This is a genomic window from Streptomyces sp. NPDC044061 (assembly GCF_056434305.1).
In genome coordinates, this window is the sequence record NZ_JBWKFL010000030.1 from 17961 (window position 1) to 29583 (window position 11623).

General features: G+C 70.5%; 10 protein-coding genes. 5 read left to right on the forward strand and 5 right to left on the reverse strand.

Going from position 1 to position 11623, the window contains the following annotated elements:
• Positions 1-109: 109 nt before the first annotated feature.
• Both AC07CM_RS36080 and AC07CM_RS36085 read right to left on the reverse strand, forming a co-directional pair.
• Complete coding sequence (locus tag AC07CM_RS36080) at positions 110-919, reverse strand: SDR family NAD(P)-dependent oxidoreductase (RefSeq protein WP_478880708.1); 810 nt, start codon at positions 917-919, stop codon at positions 110-112.
• Positions 912-1586 carry a carboxymuconolactone decarboxylase family protein gene (locus tag AC07CM_RS36085; protein ID WP_478880709.1) on the reverse strand — a complete coding sequence of 225 codons (675 nt, stop codon included), beginning with the start codon at positions 1584-1586 and terminating at the stop codon, positions 912-914. The genes AC07CM_RS36080 and AC07CM_RS36085 overlap by 8 nt, the downstream gene beginning before the upstream one ends.
• 221 nt (positions 1587-1807) lie before the next feature.
• On the opposite strand from AC07CM_RS36085, the gene AC07CM_RS36090 reads away from it, so the two are divergent.
• Positions 1808-3007, forward strand: a complete 1200-nt coding sequence (locus AC07CM_RS36090; RefSeq protein WP_478880710.1) for a PucR family transcriptional regulator — start codon at positions 1808-1810, stop codon at positions 3005-3007.
• Between the two features lie 19 nt (positions 3008-3026).
• Here AC07CM_RS36090 and AC07CM_RS36095 read toward each other — a convergent pair whose 3' ends face one another.
• Positions 3027-4643: a sodium/solute symporter gene (locus AC07CM_RS36095; RefSeq protein ID WP_478880711.1), complete on the reverse strand. Its 1617-nt coding sequence runs from the start codon at positions 4641-4643 to the stop codon at positions 3027-3029.
• Positions 4640-5095, reverse strand: coding sequence for a DUF485 domain-containing protein (locus AC07CM_RS36100; protein ID WP_478880712.1), 456 nt, complete (start codon positions 5093-5095; stop codon positions 4640-4642). Before AC07CM_RS36100 ends, AC07CM_RS36095 begins: the two co-directional genes overlap by 4 nt.
• A gap of 235 nt (positions 5096-5330) precedes the next feature.
• Between AC07CM_RS36100 and AC07CM_RS36105 the strand changes: the two genes are divergently transcribed.
• The 4 genes from AC07CM_RS36105 (at position 5331) to AC07CM_RS36120 (ending at position 10153) form a co-directional block, all read left to right on the forward strand.
• Positions 5331-6338: an NADP-dependent oxidoreductase gene (locus tag AC07CM_RS36105; RefSeq protein ID WP_478880713.1), complete on the forward strand. Its 1008-nt coding sequence runs from the start codon at positions 5331-5333 to the stop codon at positions 6336-6338.
• Complete coding sequence (locus tag AC07CM_RS36110) at positions 6335-7138, forward strand: SDR family NAD(P)-dependent oxidoreductase (protein ID WP_478880714.1); 804 nt, start codon at positions 6335-6337, stop codon at positions 7136-7138. The genes AC07CM_RS36105 and AC07CM_RS36110 overlap by 4 nt, the downstream gene beginning before the upstream one ends.
• Before the next feature lie 285 nt (positions 7139-7423).
• The gene (locus tag AC07CM_RS36115) at positions 7424-8404 is read left to right on the forward strand and encodes a LysR family transcriptional regulator (protein ID WP_478880715.1); all 981 of its coding nucleotides are present in this window, start codon (positions 7424-7426) and stop codon (positions 8402-8404) included.
• A gap of 147 nt (positions 8405-8551) precedes the next feature.
• Positions 8552-10153 (forward strand): M4 family metallopeptidase, encoded by a 1602-nt coding sequence (locus tag AC07CM_RS36120; protein ID WP_478880716.1) that lies wholly within the window; start codon positions 8552-8554, stop codon positions 10151-10153.
• Positions 10154-10230: 77 nt separating this feature from the next.
• Here the strand turns inward: AC07CM_RS36120 and AC07CM_RS36125 are convergent, their stop codons facing one another.
• Positions 10231-11469 carry an alpha/beta hydrolase family protein gene (locus tag AC07CM_RS36125; protein ID WP_478880717.1) on the reverse strand — a complete coding sequence of 413 codons (1239 nt, stop codon included), beginning with the start codon at positions 11467-11469 and terminating at the stop codon, positions 10231-10233.
• Positions 11470-11623 lie beyond the last annotated feature (154 nt).

Below are 11623 nucleotides of genomic sequence, written 5' to 3' on the forward strand. Positions count from 1 at the left end.
GAACACCCACAGGGATTTCGTTCCGCGGCCGAGGTGCTCCGGGGGGGGCGCCCCCCTTTCGATCCCTTCTCCCTTGGTCCCCGCCCCCGCCCCCGCCCCCGCCGCGTGCTCAGACGGCGTTCAGCCCGCCGTCGACCACCAAGCTCTGCCCGGTGATGTAGGACGCGCGGTCGGAGAGCAGGAAGGTGACGGCCTCGGCCACCTCCCAGGCGGTGCCCTGGCGTCCGAGCGGTATGCGGCTGAACGAGGTGGAACGCGAGGCCCGCCGGGCCGAGGCCTCGCGGCCCATCGGGGTGTCGATCAGGCCCGGGACGACCAGATTGGCGCGGATCCCACGCGGCCCACCCTCCTTGGCGACATGGCGGGCGAGACCGAACAGGCCCGCCTTGGAACTGTCGTAGGCGGGCGAGTCGGTGGCCGCGCGCAGCCCTGCCACGGATCCGACGAAGACGATCGAGCCCCCGTCGGCGATCGTGGGCAGTCCGTACTTGGCGGCCAGGAAGGGCGCGCTGAGGTTGAGCGAGAGCACGCGCTCCCACTGCTGCGGTGAGGTGTCCGCCAGGCCGGTGCCGAGGCCGATGCCGACGTTGACCACGATCGCGTCGAGCGAGCCGAGTTCGCGGAGGGCCTCGGCGACCATCGCCGAGGACGCGCCGGGATCCGTGGCGTCACCGACCACGGGCAGGCCACGGGCGCCCTCCTCACCGACCAGGGCGGCGGTTGCCGCCGCCGCGTCGGGGGAGACGTCGGCGCAGGCCACGGCGGCTCCCTCGCGGGCGGCCAGCACGGCCACCGCCCGCCCGTTGCCCACCGGGGCCGTCGGATCGTCGCTGGGGCGGGTGCCCGCACCGATGACCAGCACGCTCCGGCCGGTCAGGAGGCCCGCCGGGCGGGTCGCGGTGTGCCGGAGCTCAGACATCGCTGCGTGTCCCTTCCGTATCGTCCCTGCCGGCCCCGTCGGGCCCGGGCAGGATTTCCGTTGCGAAGCCGGGTTCGAGTTGCGTACCGGCGGAGTTCAGGAAGAACGCGACCATGTGGTACTGGCCGACGAGCATGGTGATTTCGATCAGCTGTTCCTCGTCGTGGTCCGCGGCGAGTGCGGACCAGGTGGCCGTGGACAGGCGGGCGTCCCGGTGCAGTTCGTCGGCGGCGCGCAGCAGACGGGCGTCGGCAGGCGACCACCCCTGGGCGTCCGGGCCCGCGCCGACCCGCTGGATCTCCTCGTCGGTGATCCCGGCGGCCCGGGCCGGCGGAACGTGCCGCCCCCATTCGTAACCGGCCCGGGTGTTGTACGCGGTGCGCAGGATGAGCAGTTCCCGGGTCCGGTGCGGAAGACGGCCGGCGCGCAGCAGATGGGTGCCGAACGGCAGGAAGTGCCGGAAGAGGCCGGGGTGCCGCACCAACGTGGTGAAGACGTGGGCGAGCCGGCCGTCGGCGTCCCGGGGAATCGGGGCGAGCAGTTCCCGGGTGTCCCGGTCCCAGCCGTCCTCGGGCAGCGGCGCGAGGCGCGGGCCGGGGTCGGTGCCGGAGTCGGTGTCGGAGTCGGTGTCGGCGCGGTGGAGTCGGTGATGGTGCTCGTCGGTCATGACGGTCTCCGCACTGTTCGTGAGGGTGGTCGGTGGCACGAGGGCGGGTCCGGGCACGTCGGTCGGCGCCTTGCTGCGTACGCGCCGACGCGCTCCTTCCGCCGCCGTGCCACTGTGCTTTCGGCGGCGGGGGGTTGTCGACGGCTCCACGGCCAAGGCGCCAGGTCGGCATATTGTTCAGGTGCACAACGGCCGGTGCCCAAGCGGCGGAGGTGAGGTCCATGCCCGGACAGCCGGGCGCGGCGGCGCCCCTCGAACGGGTCATCGCCGCGATGGCAGCGCAGCAGAGGCACATGGGCGGGCGGTTGCACGCGGATCTGGCGGACGACATCCCGTCCTACCGTGCGGTCCCGCGGGAACTCCTGGACGAGATCTGGCATCGGCACTTCCAGCGTGCTCTCGCGGTGCTGCGAGAGGGGACGGTGCCCGCGCCGGAGGAGTTCGGCGAGGCCGAGGTGGCCCGGGACCGGGTCGCCCGGGGCGTGCCGCTCAGCGACGGGCTCCGCGCCTTCCGCCGGGCACTGAGCGCGATACGGGATCTGTTCATCGCAGAGGCAACCGAACGCGGGCTGGACCCCGGCCTCGTCGTCGACCGGACCAAGTGCCTGTGGGAGCTCGCGGACGTCGCGAGCCTGCGGATCGCCGCGGTCCACCGGCAGGCGGAGGTGGCCTCCGCCGTGTTCGACGCCCGCCGCCGCGCCGGCTTCCTGCGCGGACTTCTCCACGGGACGCTGAGCTCGGCCGAGATCCACAGCGGTGCGGCGCTCTACGGACTGGACCCGTCACGGCCGTACCGGGCCATCAGAGCTGTCACGAACGGCGACGCCGGCCCGGACGCACTGGGACGCTCCCTGGAACCCCGCTGCCGCAGCAACGGCCGGGGCGCGCTGCTCACCGTGCTGGACGAGGCCGTCGCCGGAGTCGTCGAGGCCAAGCCGGAGACCGGTGACCTGGAAGTGACGGCGGGGCTCGGCCCGCCGGCGCACCTGGCCGTGGTGCACCGCTCCTTCCGTGCCTCCGGCAGGATGCTGGAGGCCGCCCGTGCGTACGGTCTGCGTGGCGTGTACGACCTGAGCGACCTCTCCTGGCGGGTGGCGGTCGTCGCCGAACCGGAACTCGCCGAGTTGCTCCTCGACCGTTATCTGCGCCCGCTGGAGGCGGAGGGGGAGTTCGGTGCGCTCATCGAGGAGTCGGTCCGGGAATACCTGAAGAGGGGACGGCACGTCCGCGAAGTCGCCCGCAGCGCACACGTCCATGTCAACACCGTCCGCTACCGGCTGCGCCGTTTCGAGGAGCTGACCGGCACCAGCCTGGACGCCCCGGACACCGCGGTGGAGCTCAGCTGGGCCCTGGCGGCGCGCGAGCTGTCGCAGCAACTGCTCGGGCGGACCACGGCGGCGGCACCGGGGCCGCCGGGGTAGCCCGCCCGCGCAGACGTGGTCATTCGGCTGCGGCGAGCAGCCGTGCCTCGTTCTCCTCGTACAGCCGCCGGTTCTCGCCGCTGTCGGCGGGGCGGCGCCGGTGGTCCAGACGGCTGCCCAGCCAGCCCGCCAGGTAGCCGAACGGGATGGAGACCAGTCCGGTGGACTGCATGGGGAACAGGTCGAAGTGGGCGTTCGGGAAGACGGCAGCCGGTGTGCCCGAAACCGCCTTGGAGAAGACCATGAGCAGCAGCGCGCAGGCCGCACCGCCGTAGAGGCTGGCCAGCAGGCCGGTGCGCGTGAATCCTCGCCAGAACAGTGAGTAGGTGAGCGCGGGTGCCACCGCTGACGCCCCGATGCAGATGGCCAGAGTGGTCAGCACGCCGACGTCCCAGTTCTGCACCAGGGTGGAGAGCGCGATGGCAATGGATCCCACGGCCACACTCGTCCATGCCGCCACCGTCATCTCCGTACGCGGTTCGGCGCGTCCTCGCCGCGCCGCATGGGCGAACAGGTCGTGGGCAAGCGACGACGCCGCGGCCAGGGTCATGCCCGCGACCGACGACAGCAGGGTGATGAACACCATGCCCGCCACGGCCGAGTAGAGAAGCGTCGAGCCCGCGGAGGAGGGGGCTCCGCCGAGCACCTGCGAGAGCATGAGCACCGATGTTCTGCCGTGCGGGTCGGCCGCGACGATGTACCGCGACCCCACCAGCGCAGCCGCCCCCGTACCCATGATGATCACGAGCAGGCAGAACGTGGTGACCGTGCCGACCGCCCACGACATGGAGCGACGTACGGCCGGCACGTCCTGCGCGGAGTACAGGCGCATCGTGATGTGGGGCAGACAGGCGACGCCGAGCACCACGGTGATCTGGAGCCCGACGAAGTCCAGCCGGTCGACGGCCGAGGTGCCCAACTGAAGGCCCTGCTGCAGGAAGGCGGGGCCCGCGCCGCTGCCGTGTTCCGCCGCCCTGAGGACGTCGCCGAGGTTCCAGTCGAAGCGGTTCAGTACGAGAGCCGCGATGGTGACGCTGGTGCCGAGGAGGATCACGATCTTGACCATCTGAATGAGCGCGGTGCCTCTCATGCCACCGAGCGCCGCATAAATGATCATCAGGCTGCCGACGATGACGATGCACGCCGTCCTGGCGCCCGCCACGTGCGGGATGTCGAGGATGAAGGTGAGCAGCGACCCCGCGCCGGAGAGCTGGACGACCAGGAAGGGCAGGGTCGCCGACAGCGTCACCACGCAGGCGGCGACGCGCACGGACCGTCCGGGCATGTTGCGGGCCAGGACGTCGCCCATGGTGAACCGTCCGGTGTTGCGCAGGGGTTCGGCCAGCAGGAACATCAGCAGCACCAGCGACAGCGCGGTGCTGACCGCCAGGACGTAACCGTCGTATCCGGCGAGCGCGATGATGCCGGTGGTGCTCAGCACGGTGGCCGCGGAGATGTAGTCACCCGCGATCGCCAGGCCGTTCTTGAACGGGGTGAGTGAGCGGTAGCCGGTGTAGAAGTCGGTCAGGTCGTCGCGGTCCGGTCCCGCCATCACGCACATCAGCAGCGTGACGGTGACCAGTGTGGTGAACAGAAGCCAGACGGTGGCCTGTGTGCCGGAGCTGAAGTCGTTCATCTCGCCACCCCCGGGTGCCGGCCGGCGGGGACCGTCTGCTCTCTGACGGCGTGGGCCAGCGGATCCACCGAGCGTCGTGCGCTGCGTCCGTACCAGAAGACCGCCGCGAAGGTGACGACGAGCTGGAGCACCCCCAGGGCCATGCCCAGGCTCAGCTCTCCGGCGATCTTGGCTCCCATCAGGCCGGGGGCCCAGCAGGACAGCACGACGTACACCACGAAGGAGCCGAGCGCGGCGAGCGTGGAGATCCGGCGGAGCAGACGGTAGGCCGAGCGCAGGGCGGCGAGGTCGGTGCCGGGCCGCTGGGTCTCGTGCGCGTACGGCTCGCCCCATGAGGCTTGCCCGTACGACTCGTATCGAGGGGTGTCGTGTTCGTACGACCAGGGCCGGTCGTAAGGGGGTGGCCATCCCGTATCTGATGGTGGGTACCGGTTCTCGTCGGCGAATGTCATGGCATGGCCTTCCGCTGCGGCTCGGATCCGTGGACGGTGAGGGGTGTGGCGGCGCACGATACCGACTGGTTGGAATGCCTGTAAGGCCACTGTGGGTCACGTTTCGGGGTCGGGTCGGCGGCCGTACGTGACGGCTGGTCGGCTCCTCTCCGGCCGGCGTGTGGCGAACATCACGCACTGTGGCATACCTACTGGTCGGTACCCTGCGGCGAAGCCGTGAACTACAGGAGGCGCGATGTCTGCGACCAACCGCCAGATCCGTCTGGCAGCCCGCCCCGTGGGCGAGGTCAAACCCCATGACTGGCAGCACTGTTCAGGGCCCGTCGAGGAGCCCGGTCCGGGCCGGTTCGCGGGCCGGACACGCGTCATCTCCCTGGACCCGGCGATGCGGGGCTGGCTGGACGACCGTCCCTCCTACCTGCCGCCGGTGGGCATCGGCGAGGTGATGCGCGCCGGATCGGTCATCGAGGTCACCGCGTCCAACCACCCCGACTTCCAGCCGGGCGACCACGTGGTCGGCACGTTCGGCGTCCAGGAGTACGTGGTCTCCGACGGCAGGGGCGCGATGAAGATCGACACTTCCCTCGCCCCGCCCTCGACGTATCTCGGCGCGCTGGGCATGCCCGGCATGACCGCCTACTTCGGCCTGCTGGACGTCGGGGCGCTGAAGGACGGTGAGACCGTCGTGGTGTCCGGGGCCGCCGGCGCGGTCGGCACCATCGCCGGTCAGATCGCGAAGGCCAAGGGGTGCCGGGTCGTCGGCATCGCCGGAGGCGCGGAGAAGTGCGCCATGCTCACCGGCGAACTCGGATTCGACGCCGCGATCGACTACCGGGCCGACGACGTCAAGAAGGCGCTGCGCGAGCACGCCCCCGACGGCATAGACGTCTACTTCGACAACGTCGGAGGCGACATCCTCGACATCGCGCTGACCCGGCTGGCGATGCACGCGCGCGTCGTGGTCTGTGGTGCGATCAGTCAGTACAACAACGCCACACCGGTCAAGGGCCCCTCCAACTACCTCTCGCTGCTGGTGCGCCGCGCCCGCATGGAGGGCTTCGTCGTCTTCGACTACGCCAAGCGCTACGCGCAGGCCGCGCAGGACATCTCCGCCTGGATCGGCGCCGGCCGCATCAAGGTCAAGGAACACGTGGTGAGGGGCACCGTGGACGACTTCCCCGAGACGTTGCAGATGCTCTTCCGCGGCGAGAACGTCGGCAAGCTCGTCCTGGAGCTGTCATGACCGCCGTCGAGAGCGACGCCGCCGCCTGGCCCGCGCAGAAGGACGGCGCCGCGCTCCACGGCAAGGTGGCCGTCGTCACCGGCGGCGCCAGCGGACTGGGCCGCGCCACGGCGCTGACGCTGGCGCAGGCGGGGGCGCGTGTGGTCGTCGCGGACCTCGACGAGCGGGCAGGCCGCGAGGTGGCCGACCTGGTCGGCGGCCACTTCCGCGTCTGTGACGTCTCCGACCCCGACGCCAACCGCGCGTTGGTGGACTTCACCCAGGAGCAGTGCGGCGGTGTCGACATCGCGTTGCTCAACGCCGGGGTGGCGACCGGATGCGGCCTCGGCGAGGACTTCGACCTGGCACGCTACCGCCGAGCGATGGGAGCCAACCTCGACGGCGTGGTCTTCGGCACCCATGCGATGCTGCCGGCGCTACGGGCCCGCGGTGGCGGGGTGATCGTGGCGACCGCGTCGCTGGCGGGCCTGGCGGCCGTGCCGCTTGATCCCCTGTACGCCGCCAACAAGCATGCGGTGGTGGGACTTGCCCGCTCCCTGGGGCCGGCACTCGCGCCGGAGAACGTGCGCTTCAACGCCGTCTGCCCGGGCTTCGCCGAGTCGCGGATCATCGATCCGCTGCGCGACATGCTCTCCGAGCAGAGACTGCCGATCATCCCGGCTCAGGTCGTGGCGGACACGGTGCTGCGGATCGTCACCGGCGACGGTACGGGGGAGTGCTGGTTCATCCAGGCCGGCCGCGACCCGGAGCCGTTCCGCTTCCGCAACGTTCCCGGTCCGGGCAAGTCCGCCGGTACCTGAGAACGCGATGCCCCACCTCGCGAACGCGCGCTGACCTCAGCCAGGACTGCCTGCTGAGGGCAGCACGCGTTCGGCTCGGTGTCGCCGAAAGCGAGCTCGTGCCGATATATGCGGACTGACGCCGTGATGCCGTCGGAACGCCGTGGCGTTGGCACGGAGGTTTTACCGTTCCGTGGTTGCCGCCCCCACGGGTCCGTCGGATTCTTGGTCACCATGCCGTCGGGCAGCTGGTTCTGCTGGTCACGGGGGGTGCATGGGTCCCTCCGCGCTGAGCGGGGAATGGTCATGCACCTCGAGTTCCGGCACCTTCGTGTCCTGCTCACCGTCGCCGAGGCCGGCAGCATCCGCAAGGCCGCCGCACGGCTGCAGCTTTCCCAGCCGGCCACGAGCGCTCAGCTGAAACGGATCGAACACGAGCTGGGCGGCCCGCTCTTCATCCGCAGTGCCGACGGGGTGACTCCGAACGAGAACGGACAGTACGTCCTCAGCTGCGCTCGTGACCTGGTCGTCGGCTTCGACCGGCTGCGCGAGTACGCGCGCTCGGCGGCCGAGGCGGACCGGCAGGCCGCCGCGCCGCTCCGGGCGGGCGGAACCGCCGGCCCCCTGATGTCCCTGCTGGTCTCAGCCCTCTTCGAACTCGTCCCGGAACGCCGGCTCACCATAGACGCCCGCCGTTCCGTGCACACCCTGGTGAAGTCGCTGAGCCTGTCGAAATGCGACATCGCGGTGTTCGGCGAGTTCCCCGGCTTCCCCCTTCCGGTCGGTGAGTCGGTGGCGACACGCACCTTGCTCCGCGAGCCGGTCTTCGTCCTGCTCGCCGAGGACCATCCGCTGGCACGCCAGGAAAAGGTCGGACTCCATGAGCTGGCGGGCGAGGAGTGGGTGATGCCGGAGGCCGACGAGAGCGGTGTGCACGCGTACCTACATCTCACCTGCCAGTCAGCGGGATTCACTCCGCGCATCGCCCATGTGACGCCGGACCTGTCCGTGGCGCAGATCCTGGTCGCCGGCCGGCGTGCCGTCTGCGGCGTATGGCCGACCGCCGACGTCTCCGCCCACGGCATCGTGCAACGGCCGCTCGTCGGCGTCCCGTTCCACCGGCGGCTGCTGCTGGCCTGGAACACGGAAGCGGTTCCTCCCGAGCTCGCCGACGCGGCGTGCGAGCGTCTGCTGGCCGCGTATCTGTCGCTGGTGCGGCAGCGGCCGCAGTATCTGGCCTGGTGGGAGGACGGGGGTGAGGAGTTCGCCTTCGGCGAGGGCATGTGACCGGCCGGGCCACGGTCCCCAGGCCCTATAGCTCCGCAGTTATATCCCTGATGGAGTCACGCCAGGGACATGTCACCTGGTGAACACTTCGCGTCAACGTCCCCCAGGACGTCGTCACCCCACGACGAGCGAAGGAATCACCCCGTCATGCCCCGTCCCCTTCTTGCCCTTTCCGCGATGGTCGCCGCCGGCATCGTCACCACGGGCGCGATGGCCGTACCCGCGCACTCGCAGCCCCGTGCGGTGGAGCGTGGAACCTCCGTCCGCGACACGGCGATAACCCAGGCCAAGGCGAACGTGACCCGGCACGCCGACACCTTCGGCTTTGGCGCGGGCCAGAGACTCCACGTCAAGGACGTCGTGATCGACCCCGACGGCACCCAGCACGTCCGCTTCGAGCGGACCTACCACGGCCTCCCCGTCGTCGGCGGCGACTTCGTCGTACACCAGAAGGCCGATGGCTCGCTCAGGGGATCCACCCGCGCAAAGGCCCACAAGGTGGCGCTCAAGTCCGTCGTTCCCGCAGTCGACGCCAAGGGCACCGCGGCCGGCGCCCTGAAGCGCTCGCACGGGTTGGTGCGCAAGGCCAAGTCCACCCCCCAGCTGATCGTATGGGCGGCCGACGGCACCGCCCGCCTGGCCTGGCGCACCACCGTGCAGGGCCTGGGCGACAAGGGCCAGCCGCACGGCGAGGTCTTCGTCACCGACGCCACCACCGGCGCGGCGATCGAGAACTACGACGCCGAGCGCGAGTCCACCGGAACCGGCCACTCCGAGTACACCGGTGACGTCGGCATCGACACCACCCAGCAGGCCGACGGCACCTTCGCCCTGATCGACCCGGTACGCGGCCACATCACCAAGGACGCACACAATCTCTCGTCCTCGTCCGTGAAGAGCACCTCCGGCACGCTGTTCACCGACGCCGACAACACCTGGGGCGACGGCAGGAAGTTCTCCACCGACCGCGCCACCGCCGCCGTCGACGCGCACGTCAACACCGCGGAGACGTTCGACTACTACAAGACGACCTTCGGTCGCAACGGCATCAAGAACGACGGCCGCGGCGCCACCGTCTTCGTGCACGTCGGCAGCAACTGGGACAACGCCCAGTGGTCGGACTCCTGCTTCTGCATGATGACCGGCGACGGCGACGGCACCACCGACCCCGAGCAGGTCGACCTTGACACCATGGGCCACGAGATGACCCACGGCGTCACCTCGGCCACCGCCAACCTGCGCTACAGCGGTGAGTCCGGAGGCCTGAACGAGGCCACCAGCGACATCCTCGGCACCATGGTCGAGTGGTACGCCAACAACCCGGTCGACACCCCCGACTACCTCTTCAGCGACCAGTCCACCCCGCCGTGGCTGCGCCGCTTCGACAAGCCGTCCCTGGACGGCCGCTCCGCCGACTGCTGGTCGAAGTCGGTCGGCCGCCTCGACGTGCACTACTCCTCGGGCGTCGGCAACCACTGGTTCTACCTCGCGAGCGAGGGCAGCGGCGCCAAGACCATCAACGGCGTCTCCTACAACAGCCCCACGTGCAACGGCTCCACCGTCACCGGCATCGGCAACAAGAAGGCCTCCGCCATCTGGTACCGGGCGCTGACCGTCTACATGACCTCCACCACGGACTACAAGGGCGCCCGCACGGCGACTCTCAACGCGGCGAAGGACCTGTACGGCGCCACCAGCCCCGAGTACACCACCGTGGCCGCGGCCTGGAGCGCGGTCAACGTCTCCTGACGCACCGACACACCGCCTGATCGGTGGAAGCCGGCCCGGACGACGACGAGGACTCCCCGCCGTCGCCCGGGCCCCGGCTAACTCGCCTCGCTCACCGCAGGCCGGTGTCGCAGTGTGTCGTCCAGCCAGTCGTAGACGCGGGCGAGGGCCAGTCGCTGAGCGCCCGCCTGGCAGTGCGCGTCCGCGCCCTCCGCCGTGGTGAACTCGAGCAGGGTCCGGGGGCAGGTGAGCTCGTCGTAGAGCTGCCGGGCCTGTCCGGCGAAGAACAGGTCCTCGACGGCCTCGCATACCAGCGTCGGGCATTCGATCCGTCCGGCGAGGCCGTCGCGGAGGTGGTAGTCGAGATAGGCGGCGCCGAAGGCGCGGGGGGTGTCGCTTCCCATCACGTACATGCCGTGATTCAACGCCCATCGCATGACCGGGTCGGTGGCGATCAAGTGGTCCAGCCGGGCGTCCAGTTCGGGGTCGGAGGCCGCGCGGAGCCGCCGTTCGGTCTCGTCCCGGTCGCCGGGCACGACGTCGGTGACCGCCTGGCCGAGGTCGTAGACACCGTCGAGGGCGATCACCGCGGCCAGCCGGCGTTCGAAGGCCGCCGCCCTCGGGGCGAGCAGTCCGCCCATGCTGTTGCCGAGCAGCGCGACCCGGTCCCCGTCGACCTCCGGCAGGGTCAGAGCGAAGTCGAGGACGGGGCCCACGACGTTCTCCCAGTCCGGACGGAATACCAGTCCGTCGCGGTGCAGCGGCCCCGGCTGGCCCGGGCCTTCGAACACGAGGACGGTGTAGCCGCGTTCCACACCCGCCATCGCCCCGAAGTAATGCATCTCCTCCGCCGTGCCGTCGAACCCGTTGTGCATGACCACGGTCGGCCGGGCGGCGGCGGAGGCGTCGGCCCGATAGAGGTAGCCGGGAAGGGTGCCGCCCTCGAAGGGGATGCGGACGGGCTCGATCCGTGGGGTGAACAGCGCCGCCGCGGCATGGAAGCACTCCACGCTGCGGTCGTAGGCGTGCCGGTGGCGGGGGTCGCACGGGTTGCCGTGCAGGAAGAACTCCGCCGACCGGTAGTAGTTCGACGCCCGGAGGAATCCGTCCCTGGCGCTGACCGGGTGACCCTGCGCCAAGGCACGACGGGCCTCGGCGGACACCCGGTCGGCGGTGGCCAGCCACTCGTCGTGCCAGCTGTCGTAGTCGCCCTCCACGATGCGCACGCTCGTCGAGACGACCTCGCCGAAGTCGGCCCCACCGTAGGCGATGTGGCCGAACGACCTCAGGGTCTCGTACCAGAACTGGGCGTCGTTCGGAAACAGCAGAGGTTTCATGATCGCTCCCTGGAGTGAGGGTTCTCTGGGGTGTCCGGCGCCCTGGGGGGGGGGGGGGGGGCGCCCCCCCCGGAGGGTGGGGTGGTGGGTACCCGGTTTTCCCTTGTGGGGTGTTGGGGGGGGCGGGAAACGAGGGTCCCGGCGGTAACACACA

Coding starts and splice junctions, on each gene's coding strand:
- AC07CM_RS36080 (WP_478880708.1), bottom strand. CDS start 919: ATGTCTGAGCTCCGGCACACCGCGACCCGCCCGGCGGGCCTCCTGACC.
- AC07CM_RS36085 (WP_478880709.1), bottom strand. CDS start 1,586: ATGACCGACGAGCACCATCACCGACTCCACCGCGCCGACACCGACTCC.
- AC07CM_RS36090 (WP_478880710.1), top strand. CDS start 1,808: ATGCCCGGACAGCCGGGCGCGGCGGCGCCCCTCGAACGGGTCATCGCC.
- AC07CM_RS36095 (WP_478880711.1), bottom strand. CDS start 4,643: ATGAACGACTTCAGCTCCGGCACACAGGCCACCGTCTGGCTTCTGTTC.
- AC07CM_RS36100 (WP_478880712.1), bottom strand. CDS start 5,095: ATGACATTCGCCGACGAGAACCGGTACCCACCATCAGATACGGGATGG.
- AC07CM_RS36105 (WP_478880713.1), top strand. CDS start 5,331: ATGTCTGCGACCAACCGCCAGATCCGTCTGGCAGCCCGCCCCGTGGGC.
- AC07CM_RS36110 (WP_478880714.1), top strand. CDS start 6,335: ATGACCGCCGTCGAGAGCGACGCCGCCGCCTGGCCCGCGCAGAAGGAC.
- AC07CM_RS36115 (WP_478880715.1), top strand. CDS start 7,424: ATGCACCTCGAGTTCCGGCACCTTCGTGTCCTGCTCACCGTCGCCGAG.
- AC07CM_RS36120 (WP_478880716.1), top strand. CDS start 8,552: ATGCCCCGTCCCCTTCTTGCCCTTTCCGCGATGGTCGCCGCCGGCATC.
- AC07CM_RS36125 (WP_478880717.1), bottom strand. CDS start 11,469: ATGAAACCTCTGCTGTTTCCGAACGACGCCCAGTTCTGGTACGAGACC.